This window comes from Pantoea rodasii (assembly GCF_002095465.1).
GTDB lineage: Bacteria > Pseudomonadota > Gammaproteobacteria > Enterobacterales > Enterobacteriaceae > Pantoea > Pantoea rodasii.
In genome coordinates, this window is sequence record NZ_MLFP01000011.1 from 15,206 (window position 1) to 38,747 (window position 23,542).

At 56.2% G+C, this 23,542-nt stretch carries 21 protein-coding genes and 3 pseudogenes; 5 read left to right on the forward strand and 19 right to left on the reverse strand.

The genetic code is table 11. The features are described from left to right. Positions 1–12 precede the first annotated feature (12 nt). From cvpA to HA45_RS14800, 9 genes and pseudogenes are all read right to left on the reverse strand, one after another. Positions 13–497, reverse strand: a pseudogene (gene cvpA / locus HA45_RS14760) (colicin V production protein). Positions 498–747: 250 nt separating this feature from the next. Beyond that, the gene (gene dedD / locus HA45_RS14765; protein WP_100701126.1) at positions 748–1,503 is read right to left on the reverse strand and encodes a cell division protein DedD; all 756 of its coding nucleotides are present in this window, start codon (positions 1,501–1,503) and stop codon (positions 748–750) included. Continuing rightward, positions 1,493–2,761, reverse strand: coding sequence for a bifunctional tetrahydrofolate synthase/dihydrofolate synthase (gene folC / locus HA45_RS14770; protein ID WP_100701127.1), 1,269 nt, complete (start codon positions 2,759–2,761; stop codon positions 1,493–1,495). The genes dedD and folC overlap by 11 nt, the downstream gene beginning before the upstream one ends. A 187-nt stretch (positions 2,762–2,948) precedes the next feature. Next, positions 2,949–3,857, reverse strand: a complete 909-nt coding sequence (accD, locus tag HA45_RS14775) for an acetyl-CoA carboxylase, carboxyltransferase subunit beta (RefSeq protein ID WP_100701128.1) — start codon at positions 3,855–3,857, stop codon at positions 2,949–2,951. Between the two features lie 132 nt (positions 3,858–3,989). After that, on the reverse strand, positions 3,990–4,652 hold the full coding sequence (locus HA45_RS14780) for a DedA family protein (RefSeq protein WP_100701129.1): 663 nt from the start codon (positions 4,650–4,652) through the stop codon (positions 3,990–3,992). 36 nt (positions 4,653–4,688) lie between these two features. Continuing rightward, a pseudogene (gene truA / locus HA45_RS14785) lies at positions 4,689–5,494 on the reverse strand (tRNA pseudouridine(38-40) synthase TruA). Next, the gene (locus HA45_RS14790) at positions 5,494–6,504 is read right to left on the reverse strand and encodes an aspartate-semialdehyde dehydrogenase (RefSeq protein ID WP_100701130.1); all 1,011 of its coding nucleotides are present in this window, start codon (positions 6,502–6,504) and stop codon (positions 5,494–5,496) included. The pseudogene truA and the gene HA45_RS14790 overlap by 1 nt, the downstream one beginning before the upstream one ends. A 102-nt stretch (positions 6,505–6,606) precedes the next feature. Then, the gene (gene pdxB / locus HA45_RS14795; protein ID WP_100701131.1) at positions 6,607–7,731 is read right to left on the reverse strand and encodes a 4-phosphoerythronate dehydrogenase PdxB; all 1,125 of its coding nucleotides are present in this window, start codon (positions 7,729–7,731) and stop codon (positions 6,607–6,609) included. A 58-nt stretch (positions 7,732–7,789) separates the two neighbouring features. Further along, positions 7,790–8,569: an AraC family transcriptional regulator gene (locus HA45_RS14800; RefSeq protein WP_100701132.1), complete on the reverse strand. Its 780-nt coding sequence runs from the start codon at positions 8,567–8,569 to the stop codon at positions 7,790–7,792. Between the two features lie 95 nt (positions 8,570–8,664). Here HA45_RS14800 and HA45_RS14805 point away from each other — a divergent pair, with 95 nt between their 5' ends. Together HA45_RS14805 and flk are read left to right on the forward strand one after the other, a co-directional pair. After that, the gene (locus tag HA45_RS14805) at positions 8,665–9,570 is read left to right on the forward strand and encodes a DMT family transporter (protein ID WP_100701133.1); all 906 of its coding nucleotides are present in this window, start codon (positions 8,665–8,667) and stop codon (positions 9,568–9,570) included. Between the two features lie 114 nt (positions 9,571–9,684). Next, positions 9,685–10,716: a flagella biosynthesis regulator Flk gene (gene flk, locus HA45_RS14810; protein WP_100701134.1), complete on the forward strand. Its 1,032-nt coding sequence runs from the start codon at positions 9,685–9,687 to the stop codon at positions 10,714–10,716. Between the two features lies 1 nt (position 10,717). Here the strand turns inward: flk and HA45_RS14815 are convergent, their stop codons facing one another. Continuing rightward, positions 10,718–11,161 (reverse strand): rhodanese-like domain-containing protein, encoded by a 444-nt coding sequence (locus HA45_RS14815; protein WP_100701135.1) that lies wholly within the window; start codon positions 11,159–11,161, stop codon positions 10,718–10,720. Positions 11,162–11,247: 86 nt separating this feature from the next. On the opposite strand from HA45_RS14815, the gene pdxR reads away from it, so the two are divergent. Further along, positions 11,248–12,684, forward strand: a complete 1,437-nt coding sequence (gene pdxR, locus HA45_RS14820; RefSeq protein WP_100701136.1) for a MocR-like pyridoxine biosynthesis transcription factor PdxR — start codon at positions 11,248–11,250, stop codon at positions 12,682–12,684. Here pdxR and HA45_RS14825 read toward each other — a convergent pair. Together HA45_RS14825 and fabB are read right to left on the reverse strand one after the other, a co-directional pair. Beyond that, the gene (locus HA45_RS14825) at positions 12,647–13,828 is read right to left on the reverse strand and encodes an MFS transporter (protein ID WP_100701137.1); all 1,182 of its coding nucleotides are present in this window, start codon (positions 13,826–13,828) and stop codon (positions 12,647–12,649) included. The two genes, pdxR and HA45_RS14825, sit on opposite strands and share 38 nt — an antisense overlap. 202 nt (positions 13,829–14,030) lie before the next feature. Beyond that, the gene (gene fabB, locus HA45_RS14830; protein WP_100701138.1) at positions 14,031–15,251 is read right to left on the reverse strand and encodes a beta-ketoacyl-ACP synthase I; all 1,221 of its coding nucleotides are present in this window, start codon (positions 15,249–15,251) and stop codon (positions 14,031–14,033) included. A 155-nt stretch (positions 15,252–15,406) separates the two neighbouring features. Between fabB and mnmC the strand changes: the two genes are divergently transcribed. Next, on the forward strand, positions 15,407–17,419 hold the full coding sequence (gene mnmC / locus HA45_RS14835) for a bifunctional tRNA (5-methylaminomethyl-2-thiouridine)(34)-methyltransferase MnmC2/FAD-dependent 5-carboxymethylaminomethyl-2-thiouridine(34) oxidoreductase MnmC1 (RefSeq protein ID WP_100701139.1): 2,013 nt from the start codon (positions 15,407–15,409) through the stop codon (positions 17,417–17,419). A 30-nt stretch (positions 17,420–17,449) separates the two neighbouring features. On the opposite strand, the gene HA45_RS14840 is transcribed toward mnmC, so the two are convergent. The 6 genes and pseudogenes from HA45_RS14840 to prmB form a co-directional block, all read right to left on the reverse strand. Then, the gene (locus HA45_RS14840) at positions 17,450–17,731 is read right to left on the reverse strand and encodes a YfcL family protein (protein WP_100701140.1); all 282 of its coding nucleotides are present in this window, start codon (positions 17,729–17,731) and stop codon (positions 17,450–17,452) included. 31 nt (positions 17,732–17,762) lie between these two features. After that, positions 17,763–18,308, reverse strand: a complete 546-nt coding sequence (locus HA45_RS14845; RefSeq protein ID WP_100701141.1) for an elongation factor P hydroxylase — start codon at positions 18,306–18,308, stop codon at positions 17,763–17,765. Between the two features lie 67 nt (positions 18,309–18,375). After that, on the reverse strand, positions 18,376–19,173 hold the full coding sequence (locus HA45_RS14850; RefSeq protein WP_100701142.1) for a sulfite exporter TauE/SafE family protein: 798 nt from the start codon (positions 19,171–19,173) through the stop codon (positions 18,376–18,378). Positions 19,174–19,236: 63 nt separating this feature from the next. Next, on the reverse strand, positions 19,237–20,061 hold the full coding sequence (gene mepA / locus HA45_RS14855; protein WP_100701143.1) for a penicillin-insensitive murein endopeptidase: 825 nt from the start codon (positions 20,059–20,061) through the stop codon (positions 19,237–19,239). Positions 20,062–20,068: 7 nt separating this feature from the next. Then, on the reverse strand, positions 20,069–21,154 hold the full coding sequence (gene aroC / locus HA45_RS14860; protein WP_100701144.1) for a chorismate synthase: 1,086 nt from the start codon (positions 21,152–21,154) through the stop codon (positions 20,069–20,071). A gap of 45 nt (positions 21,155–21,199) precedes the next feature. Further along, a pseudogene (prmB, locus tag HA45_RS14865) lies at positions 21,200–22,130 on the reverse strand (50S ribosomal protein L3 N(5)-glutamine methyltransferase). 156 nt (positions 22,131–22,286) lie between these two features. Here prmB and smrB point away from each other — a divergent pair. After that, complete coding sequence (gene smrB / locus HA45_RS14870; protein ID WP_100701146.1) at positions 22,287–22,835, forward strand: endonuclease SmrB; 549 nt, start codon at positions 22,287–22,289, stop codon at positions 22,833–22,835. Positions 22,836–22,893: 58 nt separating this feature from the next. On the opposite strand, the gene sixA is transcribed toward smrB, so the two are convergent. Next, positions 22,894–23,376, reverse strand: coding sequence for a phosphohistidine phosphatase SixA (sixA, locus tag HA45_RS14875; RefSeq protein WP_100701147.1), 483 nt, complete (start codon positions 23,374–23,376; stop codon positions 22,894–22,896). Between the last annotated feature and the right edge of the window lie 166 nt (positions 23,377–23,542).

The following is a 23,542-nucleotide window of genomic DNA, read 5'->3' on the forward strand; positions in this document are numbered from 1 at the left end:
CTCCCGGTGGCGTTACCGGGGTATAAAACTGGACGTGCTTTTCAGGTAATCGAAAAACCACCTGATGATATAACTGAACTGGGGAATGAGTTGCGACTGTTGCCAGTCCGGGCTTTTTGAAAAGCCGGTGAATGTATCGAGAAAGAAGAGCATAGCAGAAACAATCAGCACGCCACGCAACGCCCCGAAACAGACCCCCAACACCCTGTCGGTTCCCGACAAGCCGGTTTTTCCACCAGCGAGCCGATCACATAGTTCACGATGGCACCCACAATCAGGGTGGCAACGAATAACACCGCTATCGCGATGCCGTTGCGAACCAGTTCGTCGTCAAAACCTGTAAACCAGACTGCAAGGTAGGTGTAGTAATGACTGGCGACAAAAAACGCGCATCCCCAGGTAACGAGAGATAAGGCTTCCCGGACAAACCCACGAATCAGGCTGACCAGAGCCGAAAAACCAACTACCGCAATAATGACGTAATCAATCCAGATCATGAACGCTTCCAACCCAGTGCTTATGCACCCCTGCATCCAGTTCGGGGCGCATTCTAACAGAAAAAGAAAACGTTTGCGTAGGGTTTTCCGGTTCTGTATCCATAAAAAGGGCGATGAAAAAAACTTTCCTCGCCCGGAGTGATATCAGCGATTTAACCTACTGATATAAAGCCATTTTTTATTACATTTTTGCTAAGCAGCTTGTGCTGTACCGCGCCTTTTACTGCCATCGGCGCGGCTTATCAAGCCGTTATCGCGTACCGTACGGTTTGACGACTCCACCCAGCCCCGAAATGCTTTGCAACTCGCTCAGCGAACTCTGCAGCTTCGCTTTGGAGGCATCCGGACCGACGTAAATACGCGTGATTTGCCCCTGCACCGGCGAGGATGGCACGGTGAAGGCACGGTATCCCGACAGACGCAGTTGCGCCACGATCTCACTGACCTTGGCCGCGTTCTTCAGCGCGCCAAGCTGAACCACAAACGCCTGCCCTGAAGGGGCTGCTTCTGGCTCGCTCTGTTTCGGTGTTTCGACCGCTTTCGGCTGTTCAACCTGCTTCGGCGTTTCAACGACTTTCGGCTTTGGCTGCTCTACAGGTTTCGGTTTCGGCTGTTCTACCGGTTTAGGTTTTGGCTGTTCAACCACTTTTGGCTTCGGCTGCTCAGTCGGCTTCGCCTGCTGATGCACCGGCGGCGGCGTCACCAGCGTAGGCTCGCTGTTCTGCGCCGGTTGCGCGCTGCCATTACTGGCCGAGCCGCTAACTTTAGCGTTATCCGGGGTTTGTGCCGTACCCGCCCCTTCTGGTGGCTGCGCCGGGAGCGGTTGTGTGACAGGCGGCACCATTTCGCTGTCCTGCTGATCGTCCGGCTTCGGCACCAGCGGAATCGCTGCGAATTCTTCTTTATAGTGCTTCTTCTTGCCGTCGAGCAGACCCGGCAGCACGATGACGCCAATCGCCACCAAAATGACGGTACCGACTAAGCGATTTTGAAACTTACTTGCCACTGCCGTTCTCCGCTGCCATCGATTCCATAACCTGTGCGACGGTGTGGAAAGAACCACACACCAAAATCACATCTTCGGGTGCTGCCTGCTGACGCGCTGCCTGCCATGCTGCATCGACGTTATCATAAGCGTTGCCGCCTTCAAGATGGGCGATAAGCTCATCCGCAGTCGCGCCACGCGGACCGTCAAGCGGTGCACAGAACCAGCCATCCACCTGCGGCGCTAATGCCGTCAGGGTGCCCGCGATATCTTTGTCATGCAACATACCGACTACCGCATAGACCTTACCGCGTTTCGGCAACTCAGCCAGACGTGAAGCCAGATAATAAGCGGCATGCGGATTATGTGCTACATCCAAAATCACGCGTGGTGCTTCGCTCACCGTTTGGAAGCGTCCCGGCAAAATCGCCAATGGCAAATGCTCGCGAATCACCGCTTCGCTGACGTTAAGGCCCGATGCTCGCAGCGCAGTCAGTGCGGTTGCGGCATTTGGCAACGGCACCTGCGGCAACGGCAGATCGCGCAGTTCGCCATGCGCGTCCTGCAGTGACCAGCTGTCTTCCTGCTTCTGCCACTGCCAGTCACGATTGATTTGCAGCAGTTGCGCGCCCTTCTCGGCTGCCACATCGGCGATGGTGTGCGGCATATCAGCTTCACCTACCACGGCGGGTTTACCTGCGCGAAATACGCCGGCTTTCTCACGGCCAATGCTTTCGCGATCGGGCCCCAGCCAGTCGGTATGATCCAGTGCAATGCTGGTAATCACCGCCACATCAGCATCCACGATATTGGTGGCATCAAGACGACCGCCCAGACCCACTTCGAGGATTACCACATCAAGATTGGCGTCGCGGAACAGATTCAGTGCCGAGATCGTGCCGAATTCAAAATAGGTCAGAGAGATATCACCGCGTCCGGCTTCGATACTGGCGAAGCTGGCGCTGTGCAGTGCTTCATCCAGCTCTGATCCCTGAATACGCACGCGCTCGGTGTAGCGCACCAGGTGCGGCGAACTGTACACGCCCACACGGTAACCCGCCGCCATGAGCAGCGTTTCCAGCGTGCGACAAGTGGTGCCTTTGCCGTTGGTGCCGGCGACGGTGAAAATAAACGGAGCGGGTTTTAGCAGATCAAGGCGTGCGGCGACGCGTTTAATACGATCCAGGCCCAGTTCAATGGCCTGAGAATGCAGGTGTTCAAGATAATGAAGCCACGTGGCCAAAGGCGACGTGGCTTGAGGAAGGTGCAGAGTGTCCATGTGTCCCGTTTACTCATCTTACACAACATCATTCAAGCCGCAGCGGCGTGGGCTGCACTCAATCACCCCAGTCTCTTACTGCTGTAAGCTTCCGGGGATTCATTCGTTTGCCGCCTTGCTGCAACTCGAATGATTTCGTGTTTACGGTTCATTGGTGAAAAGCGTTTAAACAGCTTTTCGTTGCCTGTCAGGCCTCGTTGCTCTCCGGCTCAGCCGCAGAAGGCTGATCACCATCCTGCAGCGGCGCTGGCAGGTTCATCATTTTCGCCAGCAGACTTGCCAGCTTATAGCGCATTTCCGGGCGACGGATGATCATGTCGATCGCGCCTTTTTGAATCAGGAACTCACTGCGCTGGAAGCCTGGTGGCAGTTTTTCACGCACGGTCTGTTCGATTACGCGTGGACCGGCAAAGCCGATCAGCGCTTTCGGTTCCGCGACGTTCAAATCACCCAGCATCGCAAAGCTAGCCGACACACCGCCCATAGTGGGGTCGGTCAGCACGGAGATGTACGGCAAGCCGCGCTCCTGCATTTTCGCCAGCGCTGCGCTGGTTTTCGCCATCTGCATCAGCGACTGTAACGCTTCCTGCATACGGGCACCGCCACTGGCGGAGAAGCAAATCAGCGGGCAATTATCTTCCAGTGCCTGCTCAACGCCACGCACGAAGCGCGCGCCAACCACCGAACCCATTGAGCCGCCCATAAAGGAGAACTCAAAGGCTACAGCGACCACCGGCATACCGTGCAGCGTACCTTTCATGGCGATCAGTGCATCTTTCTCACCGGTGTCTTTCTGCGCAGCAACCAGACGATCTTTGTACTTCTTGGAATCGCGGAACTTCAGCAGATCCTTTGGTTCCAGCTCGCTGCCTAATTCAACCAGAGAACCTTCATCCAGCATGGTGTGCAGACGCTCACGGGCGTGCATGCGCATGTGGTGGTCGCACTTCGGGCAGACCTCAAGGTTACGCTCCAGTTCGGCGCGGTACAGCACCTGACCACAGCTATCGCATTTGGTCCAGACCCCTTCCGGGATACTGGCTTTGCGCGTTGGCGTGGTAGTGCTTTTATTCAGTATGCGTTCAATCCAGCTCATTGATGACCTTTCTGTTTAATGCTGACCTGGTCCAGTCTTCTTGTTACTGCTGAAATCACCTTCAGCAGGCCGTAAATGTCGCTCATTAAACCACAACCCGTTCACGCTGTGGATAAAAATCTGGTTACGGGCTTACTGTGGCTTCTGCTGACGTGCCTGACGGCGATGGCGCCATACTTCAATCACGCCTGGCAATATTGAGACCACAATAATGCCCACAATCAGCAGTTTCAGGTTCTCCTGTACCACCGGCAAGTCACCAAACAGGTAACCGGCATACGAGAACAGCAGCACCCACAGCAGCGCACCCGTGACGTTGAAGAGCGCAAAGTGGCGATAAGACATATGTCCCATCCCCGCCACAAAGGGGGCAAAGGTTCGCACGATTGGTACAAAGCGCGCAAGTATAATGGTTTTGCCGCCGTGGCGATCATAGAACGCGTGGGTTTTATCCAGATAGCTGCGACGGAAAATTTTCGAGTTCGGATTACTGAAAAGCTTCTCACCGAACAATCGACCAATAGTGTAGTTCACCGCATCACCAAGGATGGCAGCAATCACCAGCAGCGTGACCATGACATGGACATTGAGGTCGTTACCCGGCAGTGCCGCCAGCGCGCCAGCAACAAACAGTAACGAATCCCCTGGCAGGAACGGCGTCACCACCAGACCGGTTTCGCAGAACAGGATCAGGAACAGAATGGCGTAAATCCAGACACCGTACTGCGCCACCAGTTCGGCTAAATGCACATCAATATGGAGGATAAAGTCGATCAAAAAGTGGATGAATTCCATAATGTTCCGGCTCCCAAACATCCTTACTCATTTAAATTAATCCGCGAGGAACAACGGTCCCAACGCAGGCTGAGGTAACGCAAAGTGGGATGGGTAATCCACCGCCACCAAATACAACCCCTCGCTTTAGCGGTCGCTGCCGCCAGAGTACGATCTTTTGCCGCCAGCAAATCAGCCATCCAGCTTTCCGGCTGATTGCCACAGCCAATTTCCATCAGGCTGCCGACGATATTGCGCACCATATGGTGCACGAACGCATTGGCTTTGATATCAACAATCACATATGAGCCGTATCGCGTGACGTTGAGATGCATTACGTTACGCCACGGCGTGCGCGATTGGCACTGCACCGCGCGGAACGAGGTAAAGTCGTTCTCGCCAATCAAACACTGCCCGGCACGCTGCATTTTCTCGACATCAAGCGGATGATAAAAATGGGTGATGCCATTGCCAAGAATCGCGGGTCGCAGCCGCTGGTTGAAAATCACATAGCGGTAACGACGTGCTGTGGCGCTGAAGCGGGCATGAAATTCATTCGGCACCGCTTTCACCCAACGTACCGCGATGTCATCCGGCAGGTTGGCATTGACGCCCAGTGTCCAGGCGCTGTCGGCACGCTGTGAGGTGGTTTCAAAATGCACCACCTGCCCGGTGCCGTGGACTCCGGCGTCCGTGCGGCCAGCGCAAAACACCACCACCGGATGGTTCGCCACTTTCGTCAGCGCCTTCTCCAGCTTTTCCTGCACGCTGCGCACTTCGTTTTGTCGCTGCCAGCCGTAATAACGGCTGCCATCGTACTCAATCCCTAACGCCAGCTTAAATGTCGTTTCTTCAGACAACATTAATAGAAGTACTCCTGCACCAATTTCTCAGCAGTTTTTACCGCCATCAGGGCGCCGCCGAAACGAACGTTATCCGCCACCGACCAGAACTGCAGCAGCTCAGGTACGCCATAATCGTTACGCACGTTACCAATGCTCAACGCATCGCTGCCTGAAGCATCGCTCACCGGCGTAGGGTATTCACCGTCTGCGCTGAGATTGATGTCCTCGGCACGATCCAGTTCATCGCGCGCTTCATCCGCCGACAGCGGACGTAAATTTTCCACATGCACAATCTGCGTGTTGCCGTAAAACACCGGCGCCTGCACGCTGCTGACCGCAATCGGCAAACCGTCGTCCTGCATCACTTTACGCACCTGATCCACCATACGGCGCTCGCTCTCCACGCTGCCCTGGTTGTCGGCAAGCTGTGGCAGCAGGTTAAACGCCAGCTGGCGACCAAAATAGTGCTCATCCGCCGGTACACCGTTCAGCAACTTCGCGCTCTCACCGGCTAAGCCATCCACTGCCGCTTTACCGTGGCTTGAAACGGAGATCAGGTTGGTCACCTGCAAACGGCTCAATCCGGCAGCATCCACCAGCGGTTTGATGGCGTTGAGCAACTGGCTCACCAGCGCATCCGCCACCGTCACGATGTTGCGATTACGGTAATCGGCCAGCACCTGTGGATTCACGTCTGGCACCACTAACGGCACATCCGGTTCCAGCGCGAACAGATCGCTACTGTCGATCACCAGGCAACCCTGGCTTGCAGCTTCATCCGCGTAACGGGCGGAGGCTTCACGACCGGCGGTGAAAAACGCCAGCTGCGCCTGCGTCCAGTCAAACTCGGCCGCATCCTTCACATACAAGGTGCGTCCATCAAAACGGACATTTTCACCGGCGCTGTTTTCGCTCGCCAGCAGATACAATTCACCAACCGGGAACTGGCGTTCCGCCAGCAGTTCCAGTACAGCGTTCCCTACTGCGCCTGTTGCGCCCAATAACGCAATATTCCAGCCGTCAGACATGTTGGTTTACTCCAGACAATGACATAAAAAACAGAGGCGGTGATTACACCGCCTGACATTTAAGACTTTTCCCGCGCGAAAACGCAGGGGATTGATTTAACTTTACAAACTGGCGCGGAAACCGAGCTTTTCCAGCATCGCGGCCGTATCCGCATCGTCACATTTCACCTGCAGCGATGACCATTCACGACGCTCTTCATACTGTTTGCGCAGGCGATCAAACTCGCCCGGTTTGGCAGCCACTTTTCGCAGTGGCGCATCATCGCGGCGCACATCATACACCAGGTGCACCAGTCGTTTCAGCGTAGGCTGATCGAGCTTGCCGTGCAGTGTGATGGTGCCAAATTCCGGTGCAGGCAGCAGGCTGTCCAGCGACACCTGTTGCGGCTGGCCAATAAACTCACACCAGGCCTCAAACACCTGAGTGGTGCCGCGTGCCTTGCCTTCCAGCGTATAGCCCGCAATATGCGCGGTGGCAATATCGACTTTATCCAGCAGATCAAGATTGAGATCCGGCTCCGGTTCCCACACATCCAGCACCACGCTGAGATCGTTACGCATTCTCAGTACTTCCAGCAGCGCGGCGTTGTCGACCACCGGCCCACGGCAGGCGTTGATCAGAATGGTGTTAGGTTTTAGCGCCATCAGCAGCGCCAGATCGGCCAAATGCCAGCTCTTATAAGGGCCATCTTTAAACAGCGGCGTGTGGAACGTCAGAATATCAGCCTGTGCCACCAGCTGATCCAGCGAGTGAAACGTTTCCTGATCGCCACGATCGGCACGCGGCGGATCGCACAGCAGGGTTTTTACGCCCCAGGCTTCAAGACGCTTTTGCAGACGACCACCGACATTACCGACGCCGACGATGCCCACGGTACGATCGCGAAGTTCAAAGCCGTCGCGCTCAGCAAGCAGCAACAAGGAAGAGAACACATACTCGACGACGGCAATCGCGTTACAGCCTGGCGCCGCTGAGAAAGCAATACCGGCCGCCGCCAGTGAGGCGTCATCGACGTGATCGGTGCCCGCTGTTGCGGTACCGACAAACTTCACTGGCGTACCCGCCAGCAGCGCCGCATTTACTTTGGTCACCGAGCGCACCATCAGCCCTGCGGCATCCTGCAATTCTGCTTCCGGTAACGGACGACCCGGCACCGCTACCACTTCACCGGTGCGACTGAACAGTTCACGAGCGTAGGGCATATTTTCATCGACGAGAATTTTCACTGCGGCGGTCCTGTCTGCTGAAGTTTTTAAGGCGCGTATTCTGACATAAAGCCGGGGATTAACCTAACCGACTGCGATAGCGATCCGGCGTGGTGCCGGCCTGTTGTTGAAACATCACAATCAACGCCGACGCGGAGCTGTAGCCCAGTTGGTGCGCAATTCCCTGCACGCTACAGCCCTGCTCCAGCAGCGCGATCGCGCGCAGAAAACGCAGGCGCTGCCGCCATTCGCTGAACGGCATATTCAATTGCTGCTGACAGCGTCGTGCCAGCGTACGCTCGGTGGTGAAAACCCGCTTCGCCCATTGTGCCAGCGTGGTGTTATCGCCGGGATTCTCCTCCAGCGCGCGCAAAATGGGCGCGAGGAATTTATCATCTGACACCGGCAAATAACTGGTGTGTACCGGCGCCAGACGCAGACGATCAATCACGACCTGGCATAGCCGCCAATCGGCTTCGGTTTGGGGCTGCTCCAGCTCGCGGCGCGCAAAGTCATTCATGATGGCGTGCACAATGGCATCGGCGTGCAGTAAACAAGCGTGATCCGGCATGCCCCGACAAAGATCGGCGGCCAGATTAAAAGTGCGAAACTGCGCCTGACAATGGTTATAGCTGCTGTGGCGCTGTTCGGGAGGGATCCAGATCGGCATCTCGGCAGGGGTTAACAGTCGTTCGCCTTCCACTTCCATCTCCAGAACGTGGCTGGTCACAAAAATCACCTGGCCCCAACTGTGATGGTGCGGCAAATATTCGGTTCTGGCGTTGGTCTGCTCGTAGCGCATAAAAAATCGCAGCAGTGGCGCATCAATCGGCGGCTGATACTCGATCTGTAAATTCATTCTGTCCGGTCATTAACGAATGTTGTCCGATTTTAACTATCTGGTTCAAACCGGTCAAATGTAAACTATTCGCGATTAAACTCAAGAGTCGTACGATGAATTTACTGTTTCCGCTGATAGCGGTGATGATCTGGTCGATCAACACTATCGTCAGCAAACTCTCTGCCGGGAGCATCGATCCTGCCGCCATCTCCTTTTACCGTTGGCTATTAGCGCTGCTAGTGTTGGCGCCCTTTTGCCTGCCGGGCGTGTGGCGTCATCGTCATGCCATCAAAGCCAACCTGTGGCGCCTATTGATCCTCGGCTTACTGGGCATGGTGCTGTATCAGAGTCTCGCCTACTATGCCGCGCACAGTGTATCGGCGGTGATGATGGGTATTTTGGGCGCGACCATTCCGTTGCTGACCATCCTGCTCAGCCTGTTCGTTCTGCGCCTTGCGCCAACGCGCGGCATCCTGATTGGCGGCCTGCTGTCCTTTGCCGGTCTGGTATGGCTGGTGAGTGAAGGCAACCCGACACAGCTGCTGAATCAGCGTCTTGGCAACGGTGAGTTGATGATGCTGGCGGCTTCAACTTCGTATGCGCTTTACGGTGTGCTGACCAAACGCTGGGCGATTCCGCTGCCTACCTGGCAGAGTCTGTATGTGCAGATTTTCTTTGGCGTATTACTATTGTTGCCCGGTTTTCTGCGCGCACCGGACGTGACGCTCAATCTGCTTAACATCCCGCTGGTGCTGTTTGCCGGGCTGTTCGCATCCATTATTGCCCCATTCCTGTGGATCCTTGGCGTACAACGTCTCGGTGCCAGCACCACCACCATTTTTATGAATTTCGTGCCAGCTTTCACTGCCATCATTGCCGTGTTGTTCCTGCATGAACAGCTGCATGCCTATCACTGGATTGGTGGTGGGATGACGTTGGTGGGTGTGATTCTGGCGCAACGGTTGAAAACGCCGCTACGTAAACCGCGCGCGACGACCCTCCCCGATCCCGCGGCCTGACTTTATTGCCCCGAAAGGCCCCAGCCCCCGTGGATTTCCCGGGGGCTTTTGCTATCATGTGTCCTCTTTTTTCCGGCGCACCCGGATCTGACCTCGTTTTTCAAGGATTCCGCCATGCAACCTCTCAGCGGTCCCGGTGTGCCTGCGGGCGATCGTTCAACGCTCACTCATGCGACTGGCCCTACACGTCCTGGCGGACCCGCCGGTGAACAGCCGTTGTCTCCAGCCCAGCGCACCACGCTGGAGCGCCTGATTGTGCGCATCATGTCACTCAGTACGCTGAAAGCGCCCGAACTGTGGGCTGGCGTTCGTCATGAAGTGGGTGTGAAGAACGATGCCGAACTGCAATCGCGCCATTTCCCGGTCGCCGAACAGCATTTAAATGGACGTTTAACCCAGGTGCAGAACAGCCTGGCGACGCGCCAGCTGTTGCAACAACTTTTGGAAAAATTGCCGCAGGGTAACAATCGTCAGGCTGTTAGTGACTTTATCCGTCAGCAATTTAACCAAACGGTGCTGAGCGCGCTGTCTCAGGACCAGCTGCGTCAGGTATTGACCATGCTGCAAAATGGGCAGATGGCGATCCCGCAGCCGCAGCAGACACGTGTTTCCGATCGCACGCTGCTGCCAGCCGAGCAGCAGTCACTGAACCAGCAGGTGACGCGTTTGGCCGCTACCACGGGAGAATCGCCGGTCAAACTGCTGGCTGATACCCTGAAGTTGGTGAATCTGAAGAGTGGCGATCCGGTTCCATCGCGCCATTTCCCGCTGCTGACACAATATTTGCAGGTGCGTCAGACGCTCGGTCAGCACAGTGCCCCAACCTTGCAATTGCTGGAAACCTCGCTGAAACAGCCGCTGACGCACGATGAACAGCGTTTGCTGGAGGATTACTCTCAGCAGCGCTTCCAGGCCACACCGCAAACGGTGCTGACGTCCGCGCAAACCCAGGATCTGCTCAACCTGCTGTTTAGCCGTCGCGTGGAGAAAACCCTGGAGCAGCCGCTCGCCGCCAGTGATATTCGGCCTCAGCCGATCTGGTCGCCGTGGATCGAGATGCTGCCACGTCCGCTGGCACAGCGCCCGGCGTTAACGGTGATCCTCGGTCTGGCACTGTTCTTCTTTTTACTCTGGCTGTTCTTGTAATTTAACAACCGCAATGCGCGCCGGGTGTGGCTTGTGGCCATTCACCCGGTGCAGCTCCCCACGTAAGTGGATGCCCATCACGCTTCCAGAAATCCAATCCGCCAATTAACTCTTTGACCTGAAAGCCCAGCGCTGCCAGTTTCAGCGCCGCTTTGGTCGAGCCGTTGCAGCCGATTCCATCGCAATAAGTGATGTAAACCTTCGAGCGGTCAAGCTGCGCGGTGGACTGCGCATCCATGGTGCGATGCGGAAATGAGATCGCCCCGCTGATATGCCCTGCCTGATACACCTCGGAGGATCGCGCATCAATCACCACAATCGCGCTAATACCCTGCGCCAGATCCTCAGCCAAATCCCAGGCATCGGTGTAATAACTCAGTTTGTGCTGCAGATAGGCCAGGCTCTGTTGCGGGCTGGCTGGCGGATAAAATAAGACCGATGACATGGCATTCTCCTGTTGTGATTTCCTTCGAGTTTACGGCAAAGTGGTCTGTAATTTGATACCACTTTAGCTGTAGCGATAAGACCACGATGAACAACACTTTTTTGGCTCTGTTCGATCATCACAATACGGGTGGATTGCGTGAACGCCTGTGCACCACGCTGCGACAGGCGATCGCGCAAGGGCATTTATCCCATCACCAGCGATTGCCATCCAGCCGCCAGTTGGCGCGGGATCTCTCGCTGTCCCGCGTGACCGTTGAGGCCGCGTATGCCCAGCTGGAGAGCGAGGGCTACCTGCTGAGACAAGCCGGACGTGGCACCTTTGTTTCTATAGCGATGCCACAACGGACGCAGCCGTCAGTAACGCATGATACGCCGCACTTCTCTGATCGCGGTGAACGGGTGCTGGCGACGGGCGGTTGCCAAGATCCGCCATTCCCGCATGCTTTTGCGGCTGGTTCACCGGAGTTACGCGCATTTCCTCACACGCAGTGGCGCCGTATCAGCAACAGCGTGCAACGTCGTCTCGGCAGTCAGGTCATGGGCTATGGTGATCCGCTGGGCTATTGGCCGCTGCGTCAGGCAGTCGCGGATTATTTGGCGCTGTCGCGTGGAGTGCGTTGTCGCGCTGAGCAAGTGGTGATGCTGACCAGCTCGCAGCAGGCGTTGCAACTGCTGGCGCTGATGTTTCTCGATAGCGGTGATGAAGTGTGGCTGGAGGAGCCTGGTTATCCGGGCGCGCGCAACGCGTTTCTCGCCGCAGGTGCCCATTGCCGGGCGATGCCACTGGATAGCGAAGGTGCCGTGCCGCTCAGCGGGCGCGCTAAGCTGGTGTATCTGACACCTGCTCACCACTATCCTACGGGTACGCCGATGAGTCTGCCACGCCGTTTACGCTGGCTGGCGTGGGCGCGTCAACATCAGAGCTGGTTAATTGAGGACGATTACGACAGCGAGTTTCACTATGAGGAACGCCCAGCTCCTGCATTGCAGGGGCTGGAAAACGACAGCAGGGTGATCTGCTTAGGAACCTTCTCTAAAACGCTGTTTCCATCGCTGCGTCTGGCATGGATGGTGGTGCCGGAGCAATTAGTGGATGCGCTGGGTCGCGCACGTAGCGTGATGGACGGGCACAGCGCTCTGCTACCGCAGGCAATCACTGCCGAATTTTTGCAACAGGGCCATTTTGCCAGCCACCTGCGGCTAATGCGCCAGCTCTATCACAGCCGGCGCGATCGATTGCTGGAGCAGATCACTTCGCGCATGCAGCCGTGGCTAACGCCTTTACACGCGGCAGGTGGACTGCAGTTGACCGTCCAGTTGCGTCAGGGCGACGAAGCGCGATTAACCCAGTTGGCTGCTGACGCTGGCCTGCTGTTACCGCGCTTGTCACCTTTATATGCAGGCAGTCCGCCACAATCTGGCTGGATGCTCGGTTTTGCTGCGCTGACGCCGGGCGAGATCATCAGCGCCTGCGATAAGCTGGTTACGCTGCTGACGCGCCACGCGCAAACGTCCAGGTAACGAGAATGCCCAACGCGGCGCAGCATGCACCGGCCAGATAGACCGAGCCGTAACCCAACGCGGTGGCGAGTAACCCGGTCAGCGGCCCGCTGGCACCGTAAGCGATATCCTGGAAGGCTGAAAAACCGCCCAGCGCCGTGCCACGAATTTGCGGCGAGACACGCTTGATCACCTCGACGCCGAGCGCCGGGAAAATCAACGAGCAGCCGCAACCGGTTAGCGCGGCGCCAATCAGCGCCATCCAGCCTGAGGTTGCGCAGGCCAGCACCAACAAACCGGCGGTTTCCACCAGCAGCGAAACCATCGCGACGCGCACACCACCGTGACGATCCGGCAGACCGCCAAAGAACACGCGTACCAATACAAAAGCACAGCCAAATGCAGTTAGCGCAAAACCGGCGTTGCCCCAGTTTTCTGCGGCAAAATAGAGCGAGGTAAACGTCCCGATCACCGCGAATCCAGTACCCTGTAATGCCAGCGCCACGCCGGGTTGGAAAATGGTTTTCACTACACTAAACAGTGAAGGGCGTTCACCACCCACCACCGGCACTTTACTCACCCAGCTATTGATCGCCAGCGAGAGCAATGGCAGCAACAATGCAACGGCACCGAGTGCCGCAAATCCGCCATGTTGATTGATCAATAAACCCAGCGGTGCACCCGCCGCCAGCGATCCATAAATCGCCATGCCATTCCACGACATCACCAACCCGGAACGTTTGCTGCCCACCAGCCCCATGCCCCAGGTGAGATTGCCGGTCAACAGCAGGCTTTCACCAAAGCCCAGCAGCAAGCGACCTACCGCCAGCAAGCCAAACTTGCCCCAGGGTGAAACCGGCAATAGCGCCGCCGCCAGATAGGCCACACCCACCAGCGCGATAGCGAGCATGCCGTGTTGTGTGGTGAGCTTCGCGCCATGCTGATCGGCGCGGCGTCCGGCAAAACTGCGCGTCAGCAGCGTGGCGAAGAATTGAATCCCCACCGCGACACCCACCATCAGGTTGCTCATGCCCAATTCCTGATGCACATAAAGCGGAATAACCGGCAGCGCCAGGCCTGCGGTTAAGTAAGTGAGAAACACCGCAAAAGATATGCAGCCCAGAGGCAGCACAGATTGCGTCTGCGTATCAGCAGCCGTGGTCATGATGGTATGAACTCCTTGTTCAGGGCATGCGCTATCAGTTCATTTGCTGCACGCGGGCAGAAATGACTTATTTGGTTCAAATTGTGCGCAAACGATTATTTTATTTCAGGCAAGATGGGATGAGTGTAGGCAAGCGGTGGGGGAAATGTCAAAAACAACAGGGGCCGGATAGACCGGCCCCTGGAAAACTGTGATCACGCTATTAAGCTGGCAGCTTACGCATTGTCAGGGTGGCGTTGGTACCGCCGAAACCGAAGCTGTTGGACATCACGGTGGTCAGCGCTTTTTCAGTTGGCTGCGTCACGATGTTCAGGCCTTTACCGGCTTCATCAATTTCATCGATGTTGATGCTTGGCGCGATGAAGCTATGCTCCAGCATCAGCAAGGTGTAGATCGCTTCCTGCACGCCCGCCGCACCCAGTGAGTGACCGGTCATGGCTTTGGTGGCAGAGATGTACGGCGAGTTATCACCAAATACTTCGCGAATCGCACCCAGCTCTTTCACATCACCGACTGGCGTAGAGGTACCGTGGGTGTTGAGGTAATCGATTGGGGTATCAACGCCCTGCATCGCCATCTTCATGCAGCGCACTGCGCCTTCGCCTGAAGGAGCAACCATGTCAGCACCGTCAGAAGTCGCGCCGTAGCCGACGATTTCTGCATAGATGTGCGCACCACGTGCCAGCGCATGCTCAAGCTCTTCAACCACAACCATACCGCCGCCGCCTGCGATCACGAAACCATCACGGTTCGCATCATAGGTACGAGAGGCTTTTTCTGGCGTTTCGTTGTATTTGGTCGACAGTGCGCCCATTGCATCGAACTCACAGGCCATTTCCCAGCTCAGCTCTTCGCCGCCGCCAGCAAACACGATGTCCTGTTTGCCCAACTGAATCTGCTCTACCGCATTACCAATACAGTGTGCTGAAGTCGCACACGCAGAGCTGATGGAGTAGTTCACACCGTGGATTTTGAACGGCGTTGCCAGACACGCTGACACACCAGAACCCATGGCTTTGGTCACCACATAAGGACCGACCGCTTTCAGACCACGCGGACCGCGCATCGCATCGGCACCGAATACCTGATAACGTGGCGAGCCACCGCCTGAACCGGCAATCAGACCCACGCGTGGGTTGTTCTGATATTGCTCGTCAGTCAGGCCGGAATCCTGAATCGCTTCGGCCATAGACAGGTAAGCGTAGATTGAAGCATCACTCATGAAACGCACGATTTTGCGATCGATGAGCCCGTTGGTATCCAGTTTGACGTTGCCCCATACGTGGCTGCGCATACCGATATCTCTCATCTCTTCAGAGAAGGTGATACCCGAACGGCCTTCACGCAGAGAAGCCAGCACTTCTTGCTGGTTATTACCAATGCTGGAAACGATACCCAGGCCAGTAATCACTGCACGTTTCATTCAATAGTCCTCATTCCACTTCTTTTGGATTGACGTGCACTCTAGCTTACAGTTGTAAGCCGAACAAGTCCGATCAGCCATTTCCTTTTGTAAATTTGCGTCATGTCACGGCAGTCGTTAAAATCGCGCCACCGCCTGAAAAACGAGCCTTTCCCGTGAAATTAGCCCCGGTTGAACACGCGCAATTAAACTGGAATGATCAGGGTACACCTGTTTCCCGAGCATTCGACGACGTCTATTTCTCCAACGACAATGGATTGGAGGAGACGCGCTATGTCTTCCTCAATGGCAACCAAATTCCTGTCCGTTTTGCTCAACATTCACGCGATATTTTTATTGTCGCGGAAAGCGGTTTTGGGACTGGTCTGAACTTTCTTACCCTGTGGCAAGCGTTCGATCGCTTCTGCAGCGAACATCCCGACGCGACACTTAAACGCCTGCATTTCATCAGCTGCGAAAAATTCCCTCTGACGCAAACCGATCTGGTTGCGGCGCACGCACACTGGCCTGAGCTGGCACTCTGGGCCGAGCAATTGCAGCAACAGTGGCCACAGGCGCTGCCGGGTTGCCAGCGTTTACTGTTCAATAGCGGTAAAGTCACGCTCGATCTCTGGCTGGGAGATATTAACGCGCTAATTAATACCTTTGATGACAGTCTCAACGCACAGGTGGATGCATGGTTTTTAGATGGCTTTGCCCCGTCTAAAAATCCGGAGATGTGGACGCCGGAACTGTTCGCCGCCATGGCACGCCTGGCCCGGCCGGGTGGGACGCTGGCGACCTTCACCTCGGCAGGTTTTGTCCGTCGGGGATTACAGGAAGCAGGCTTTACCGTGGCAAAGCGCAAAGGTTTTGGTCACAAACGCGAAATGCTAACGGGCGTGATGGAGCAGGCTTCTGCCCTGCCCCACAGCCAACCGTGGTACGCCCGCCCTGCGGCTCGTAGTCAGGAAGTGGCGCTGATTGGCGGTGGCGTGGCGAGTGCCGTGCTGGCGCTGGCGCTATTACGTCGTGGCTGGAAGGTGACGCTTTATTGCGCCGATGCAGCGCCTGCATTGGGCGCATCGGGCAATCGTCAGGGCGCGCTTTATCCCCTGCTCAATCAGCACGATCCGGCCCTCGCCACCTTCTTCCCTGCGGCGTTTACCTTTGCCCGCCGTTTGTACGACCAGCTCCCGGTGATGTTTAAACATCGCTGGTGCGGCGTACTGCAACTGGGATGGGACAGTAAAAGCGCCGATAAAATTACCCAGATGCTGGAAATGGGATTGCCACATGATGTGGCGTACGGCGTGAACAAGGAAGATGCACAGCAGTTAGCGGGCGTCGATACTGGCTTTGGTGGCATTTTCTATCCGCAGGGCGGCTGGCTCTCTCCATCGCAACTGACCAGCAACCTGCTGGAGTACGCGCAAACGATGGGTTTACGCCTGCACTGGCTGCATCGCGTGACCACACTGGAAACGACGACCGATGGCTGGACCCTCAACTTCAGCGAGCAGCCTTCGGCAAAACATCAGCAAGTAGTGCTCGCCAATGGCCATGCGCTTTTGGAAATTGAGCATACCAAAGATCTGCCCGTTTACGCGGTGGCGGGTCAGGTCAGTCATGTACCGACCAATCCTGAACTGGGCGCGTTAAATACCGTGCTGTGCTACGACGGCTATCTCACGCCGGTGAGCCCGAACTTCAACACCCACTGCATTGGGGCCAGCTACCATCGTGGCGATACCACAACCGATTTCCGTGCTGACGATCAGCAGGAAAACCGCCAGCGCCTGGTGAGCTGTCTGCCGGATGCGCAGTGGCCGCAGCAGGTGGATATCAGTGAAAACGAGGCGCGAGTGGGTGTGCGCTGCGCCACGCGCGATCACTTACCGATGAGTGGCAGCGCGCCCGATTACGCGGCGACGCTAACACAATACGCCGACCTGCCAGAGCAGCGCGCAAGGGGTGAAACCATTGCCGGGGCACCGGTTCATGCCGGTTTATTTGTGCTGGGTGCGCTCGGTTCACGCGGCTTGTGCAGCGCGCCGCTGGCCGCTGAAGTGCTGGCCGCGCAGATGAGTGGCGAGCCGCAACCGCTGGATATCGCCACGCTGGCGGCAATGAACCCAAATCGTTACTGGGTGAGAAAACTGCTGAAGGGAAAAAAGGCGGGACGCTGAGATGACGGGGCGAGCGATCGCCCCGAGTTATCAGGCTGTCTGACGGGCCTGCTGGAACAAGTTGTCCCACATGCCGATCACCAGCGCCTGGTCGCGCGGCGACAACTCACCGGCCGCAATCGCATTTTGCAGGCTGTTGGTGACATGAATTTGCAACGCTTCCGGGGTATGTTCACCACTGATTTCAACCTCAGCCACCGCCAGGGTCAGATGACCTCGCAGATAGCCACCGGCAAACAACTCGTCGTCACTGGCGTGATCGACCATGTCGTCAATCAGGGCCAGAATGCGGGATTCAAACTCTACGATCATCTTTTCAATCCTTAAATATTAGGGGGGCGAATCACAGATCTTCCGGCCACGGAAAATGTGCCGCCGTCAGCGCAGGCGTACCGTAATAGTTTGCTAACGCATCAATAAAACGTGCCGGACGTGCCGGAATGCCCTGCTCAAAATAGGTCATAACCTGAGCATGGACCTTACGCTGAAACGCGATGCGATCGGGTTCACAATCCCCTTCAAGGTTGTCACAACTGACATTGAACGGGAAATCTGCCGCCATGCAGAATAACCACTCCAGCGCCTGTGGTTTGATCTCCACCGATTCGAACTGATTTTGCGTTTGCGCATCGCGTCCGTCTGGGCAATACCAGTAACCAAAATCCACCAGCTTGCGGCGCGCTTCACCGGCAATACACCAGTGAGAAATTTCGTGCAGCGCGCTGGCGTAGAAACCGTGAGCAAACACCACGCGGTTCCACGGCGATTCCTCATCTGCTGGAAGATAAATAGGTTCGTCATCGCCTTTAATTAGACGGGTCTGAAAGTCTTCAACAAAACAGCCATCAAAAATATCCACTAGCTGCTGGTAATGATGTTCCGTACTCATAATATTTTAATCTTTAAATAAACCGCCGCCATTGTCGCACTGGCAGCCGGTCTTGACGAGTATTGGTTTACAGGGTCGCCATCCATGCCAGCAGTGCGCTGCCGTGACTATCCCACAATAATTTGGCGCTCATCACGGCCGAAACCGTCACCACCATCGGGCGGATCAGTTTCTGCCCTCGGCTCAGCACCAGTGTTGCGCCGAGACGAGCCCCTAAAAAGGCGCCAATTAGCATAATGATGCCGGTGCCCCACACCACTTTTCCACCGAACATAAAGAACAGCAGACTGCCAAAGTTAGAGGTGAAATTTAAGACTTTGGCGTGGGCGGTGGCCTTGGCTAGATTAAAGCCACACAGCGTGACAAACGCCAACGCATAGAACGAACCGGCACCAGGCCCGAAGAAGCCATCGTAGAAGCCAACGCAACCGCCACCGACCAACGCGTAAGCCAGCCCCTGCATCCGGTGCTCACGATCGGCTTCACCCAGACGCGGCATCAGCAGGAACCATAAGCCAATGCTGATCAACAGGATCGGCAGAATCTGACGCAGTACCTCGGCTTGAAGATGCTGAATCAGCACCGAGCCGCAGACTGCACCGATAAAGGTCAGCGCGATGTTCAGCCGCTGTTCGCGCAGTTTTACCGCACCGCGACGAACAAAGTAGAGGCTGGCGGAGAAGGAGCCGCCCACCGACTGTAATTTATTGGTGGCTAATGCCTGCGCTGGAGAGAGCCCCGCAGCGAGTAATGAAGGAACGGTGAGTAAACCCCCACCGCCAGCGATGGAGTCGATAAACGCCGCCAGCACCGCAACCAGAAACAGCACGCAGAGAATCCACGGGCTAACAACGAACCACTCCATGATAATCCTTAAAATGCAATCAAGAGCGGGCGCACCGAGGTGCGCCCCAACAAAGCGTTACCGTTATAACAAATGGCGGTCGAGTAAAGCCTGACAAGAAGGCGGCAACGGCGGCGGCGTTTTCTTAACGGGCGGCGTACTGCCTGGTTTTTTGGGCTGGAACCAGCTGTCTAACTCCGCGCCACAGCCATCACCCGGCGGTGGTGCGGCCTGCTCTTCACACTCCAGACTGCCAGCCGGACAGCGCAAACGCACGTGCATGTGGGCACGGTGAGCAAACCACGGGCGGACTTTGTTCAGCCAGGCACGATCGCTACCGGCATCCGCACAAAGCTGCTTTTTAATCGCCGGATTGACGAAGATGCGCGTCACTTCATCATCTTTCGCCGCCAGCTTGATCAGGCTATCGATCTGCGGCTGCCAGTGGCGCGCAATCACTTGCTTGTCATCCGGCGCCACCAGATCCAGCGGCTGTGGCTTCAGCAATTGCTGCGCCGTCCAGCGGTTTTGCGGCAGCTGCAGCCAGATATCGACGTCCAGACCGGTTTGGTGGCTGGCGTGTCCGCTGCTAAAGCGTCCGCCTGCCGCCATGCCCATATCACCTATCAACACCTGCCCCAGCTGCAATTGATGCACCTGAGTACTGAGACGTTGAATAAAGGCAATCAGATCGGGATGACCATAATAACGACGCTGATCCTGACGCATCACCTGATAATTTGGCGAGCTGAGCGGCAGTTGCTGTGCGCCGACAATACAGCCGTTGGCGAAACCGCCAATCGACTGCGGGCTGCCGGCGATCGGCTGATGGATTTGCTGCCAGGGTGTGGCAGCAAACACGGCCGCACTGCACAACAGCGCGGCAACGGTGATGAGCAAGCGGCGCATCGGTGGCTTACCAGCGCGGCACAGTGCTGTTGACGTCACCGTTTTGCGCACGCTGACGCAGCAGGTGATCCATCAACACGATCGCCATCATTGCTTCGGCAATCGGAACGGCTCGGATGCCCACGCAAGGATCGTGACGACCTTTGGTGATCATCTCCACTTCTTCACCCTCGCGGGTGATAGTTTTGCCCGGTACGGTGATGCTGGAGGTCGGTTTCATCGCCAGATTGGCACTGATGGTTTGGCCGCTGCTGATGCCACCTAAAATGCCACCGGCGTGATTGCTCTGGAAGCCATCGGCGCGAATCTCATCACGATGCTGGCTACCGCGCTGGTTAATCACCGCGAAACCGTCACCGATTTCCACGCCTTTCACCGCATTGATGCTCATCAATGCATGCGCCAAATCAGCATCCAGACGATCAAACACCGGCTCGCCCAGTCCTGGCGGCACATTCTCTGCCATTACTGTGACTTTAGCGCCGATCGAGTCGCCCTCTTTCTTCAGGCCGCGCATCAGTTCGTCCAGCGCATCCAGCTTAGAGGCATCCGGACAGAAGAACGGGTTCTCTTCGACGATGCTCCAGTCTTTGAGTTCGCAAGCCACATCACCAATCTGCGCCAGATAGCCGCGTACCTGAATGCCGTGCTTCATCTGCAGATACTTCTTAGCAATTGCACCCGCTGCCACGCGCATCGCGGTTTCACGTGCTGACGAACGACCGCCGCCACGATAATCGCGCAGGCCATATTTCTGCTCATAGGTGTAATCAGCATGGCCGGGACGGAACAGATCTTTAATGGTGCCGTAATCCTGCGAGCGCTGGTCGGTATTTTCAATCAGCAAGCCGATTGAGGTGCCAGTGGTGACGCCCTCAAACACGCCGGACAAAATTTTCACCTGATCGGGCTCGCGGCGCTGTGTGGTATAGCGCGATGTGCCCGGACGGCGGCGGTCAAGGTCGTGCTGAATATCCGCTTCCGTGAGTGGAATGCCAGGCGGCACGCCATCAACGATGCAGCCCAGCGCAATACCATGCGACTCGCCAAAAGTGGTTACGCGAAAAACTTGTCCAATGCTGTTACCGGCCATTGTGGTTCCTTGTTGCGATGTGGCGGGCGAGTGCTCGCCCCATTTTTAGTCTTTGTAGAAAGAGAAGTGGTGCTGCGCAGCGACGATCTGCTCGCGTGTTAGCATGAATACACCGTCACCGCCGTTATCGAACTCCAGCCAGGTAAACGGCACATCCGGATACTGCTCAATCATGTGCACCATACTGTTGCCGACTTCGCAAATCAGCACGCCCTGCTCGCTGAGATAGTCTGGCGCGCAGGAGAGAATGCGACGCACCAGTTCAGACCATCGCTGCCCGCCGCTAAGCCGAGTTCAGGCTCATGGCGATATTCGTTCGGCAGATCGTCCATATCTTCCGCATCCACGTACGGTGGATTGGTGACGATCAGATCGTATTTCAGCTGCGGCAAACCACGGAACAGATCGGCACGGATTGGCGTGACGTGATGGATCAGCCCGTGCTCTTCAATATTTTGTTCTGCCACTGCCAGCGCATCAGTGGAGATATCGACCGCGTCGACTTCCGCTTCCGGGAAGGCGTATGCGCAGGCAATCGCGATGCAGCCGCTGCCCGTACACATGTCGAGAATGTGATGCGGTTGTTCACTAATCAGACCCGCAAAGCGATTTTCAATCAGTTCACCAATCGGCGAGCGCGGCACTAACACGCGCTCATCGACATAGAACTCGTGACCGCAGAACCAGGCTTATTGGTGAGATAGGCCACCGGAATGCGCTCATTGACGCGGCGAATCACGCGCTCAACGATACGATGACGCTCGCTGGCCGTCAGGCGCGCATTGCGCATATCTTCGGGAATATCCAGCGGCAGCCAGAGCGAAGGCAAGACCAGTTGAACGGCTTCGTCCCAGGGATTATCCGTGCCGTGGCCGTACCAAATGCCTGCCGCCGAAAAACGGCTGACAGCCCAGCGCAGCATATCCTGAATAGTGTGCAGTTCACTCACTGCCTCATCGACGAAAATCTTGTCCACGTAGCCCTCCGCAGGCCTTAAAACAATCGGCCGATAGTTTGCCACGAAGCCGGGCAGAATTCAGCGCGGCAAGGCGAAAAAGCTGACATTTGTTGACGCTTAGCGTTAAGGTATGGCACCGGCTGTTCCTCAGCCTCTTAACCACAATCCCGAGCCATGAGTAAGAAGACGCCGCTAAGCCAGGACGACCAGTCGCTATTTCGTGAATTGATGACGGGAACGCGCAAGTTAAAACAGGACACCATCGTGCACAAACCGGTGGTGAAAACCCGTGAAGTACCGCTAAAGCGACTGCTTTCCGAGCAGGCCGACAACAGCCACTACTTTTCTGATGAGTTTCAGCCACTGCTCTCCAGCGAAGGGCCGATGCGCTACGTGCGCGCCGATGTCAGCCATTATGAATTGAAAAAATTGCGACGCGGCGACTATACGCCGGAGATTTTTCTCGATCTTCATGGATTAAGACAGCAGCAGGCCAAGCAAGAGTTAGGGGCATTGATTGCGGCCTGTCGCCGCGAACACCTGTTCTGCGCCAGCGTCATGACCGGGCACGGCAAACACATCCTCAAGCAGCAAACACCTTTGTGGCTGGCACAACATCCGCATGTGATGGCATTTCATCAGGCACCTAAACTGTTTGGCGGCGATGCCGCGCTGCTGGTGCTGATTGAAGTCGAAGAGTGGCAACCGCCAGAATTGCCTTAACGCAGAAAAAGGAAAGGGCCGCAGAGTGCGGCCCATAGAGATGTCACTTTTGGCGACATTACATCGCTTTGGCCAGTTTTGACGGGCTGACCTGCCACTCCAGCTTGCCTTCACTGGCATCTGCATCAAAATTCACATAGGCAATTGCTGAGGTCGCGAACATCGGTGGCGCTTCCTGCGGGCAGAGTTCAGAAACCAGATATCCCACCAATGGCAGATGCGAAATCACCAGAGCCGATTTGACCCCTTGCTGCGCCAGCGCCTGCAGATAACAGGCCACCATGCCCGGATCGCCACCTGGCGTTAGTTCCGGCAACACGTCTTGCCCTTCTGGCAACTTCAGTGCCTCGCGTACCGTGGCGAGCGTCTGCTCTGCACGGAGATAAGGGCTCACTAACACCCTTTCGATATCCAGCGCCTGGCCGTTTAGCCAGCTCGCCATCTGGCGCGATTCGTCACAGCCACAGATTGTGAGTGGGCGTACTGAATCACTCGCTGCTTCCAGAGCTGCGTCGCCATGACGCATGATAAAAACTTGCATAAAGCACCGCTGTTGTTTGTCGATATCGTCGGGTACCACAGCACCAGACGCTTCATTCTGCGAATGAACGCTGTGTTTTACCCCAATGGCTTCAGTATAGTCAACCGGTTGTTTATTAAATAAGCATATCTAAGAATGGTGCCGCGCCCGCTTCTCCATAGCACCA

What these genes read in the sequence shown, in the direction of transcription:
- HA45_RS14805 (WP_100701133.1), top strand. Translation starts at nt 8,665, where the DNA reads ATGAATTTACTGTTTCCGCTGATAGCGGTGATGATCTGGTCGATCAAC.
- folC (WP_100701127.1), bottom strand. Translation starts at nt 2,761, where the DNA reads ATGGACACTCTGCACCTTCCTCAAGCCACGTCGCCTTTGGCCACGTGG.
- mepA (WP_100701143.1), bottom strand. Translation starts at nt 20,061, where the DNA reads ATGCGCCGCTTGCTCATCACCGTTGCCGCGCTGTTGTGCAGTGCGGCC.
- HA45_RS14790 (WP_100701130.1), bottom strand. Translation starts at nt 6,504, where the DNA reads ATGTCTGACGGCTGGAATATTGCGTTATTGGGCGCAACAGGCGCAGTA.
- HA45_RS14825 (WP_100701137.1), bottom strand. Translation starts at nt 13,828, where the DNA reads ATGACCACGGCTGCTGATACGCAGACGCAATCTGTGCTGCCTCTGGGC.
- HA45_RS14850 (WP_100701142.1), bottom strand. Translation starts at nt 19,173, where the DNA reads ATGGAGTGGTTCGTTGTTAGCCCGTGGATTCTCTGCGTGCTGTTTCTG.
- sixA (WP_100701147.1), bottom strand. Translation starts at nt 23,376, where the DNA reads ATGCAAGTTTTTATCATGCGTCATGGCGACGCAGCTCTGGAAGCAGCG.
- HA45_RS14800 (WP_100701132.1), bottom strand. Translation starts at nt 8,569, where the DNA reads ATGAATTTACAGATCGAGTATCAGCCGCCGATTGATGCGCCACTGCTG.
- flk (WP_100701134.1), top strand. Translation starts at nt 9,685, where the DNA reads ATGCAACCTCTCAGCGGTCCCGGTGTGCCTGCGGGCGATCGTTCAACG.
- accD (WP_100701128.1), bottom strand. Translation starts at nt 3,857, where the DNA reads ATGAGCTGGATTGAACGCATACTGAATAAAAGCACTACCACGCCAACG.
- smrB (WP_100701146.1), top strand. Translation starts at nt 22,287, where the DNA reads ATGAGTAAGAAGACGCCGCTAAGCCAGGACGACCAGTCGCTATTTCGT.
- HA45_RS14845 (WP_100701141.1), bottom strand. Translation starts at nt 18,308, where the DNA reads ATGAGTACGGAACATCATTACCAGCAGCTAGTGGATATTTTTGATGGC.
- aroC (WP_100701144.1), bottom strand. Translation starts at nt 21,154, where the DNA reads ATGGCCGGTAACAGCATTGGACAAGTTTTTCGCGTAACCACTTTTGGC.
- HA45_RS14840 (WP_100701140.1), bottom strand. Translation starts at nt 17,731, where the DNA reads ATGATCGTAGAGTTTGAATCCCGCATTCTGGCCCTGATTGACGACATG.
- pdxR (WP_100701136.1), top strand. Translation starts at nt 11,248, where the DNA reads ATGAACAACACTTTTTTGGCTCTGTTCGATCATCACAATACGGGTGGA.
- HA45_RS14780 (WP_100701129.1), bottom strand. Translation starts at nt 4,652, where the DNA reads ATGGAATTCATCCACTTTTTGATCGACTTTATCCTCCATATTGATGTG.
- fabB (WP_100701138.1), bottom strand. Translation starts at nt 15,251, where the DNA reads ATGAAACGTGCAGTGATTACTGGCCTGGGTATCGTTTCCAGCATTGGT.
- HA45_RS14815 (WP_100701135.1), bottom strand. Translation starts at nt 11,161, where the DNA reads ATGTCATCGGTCTTATTTTATCCGCCAGCCAGCCCGCAACAGAGCCTG.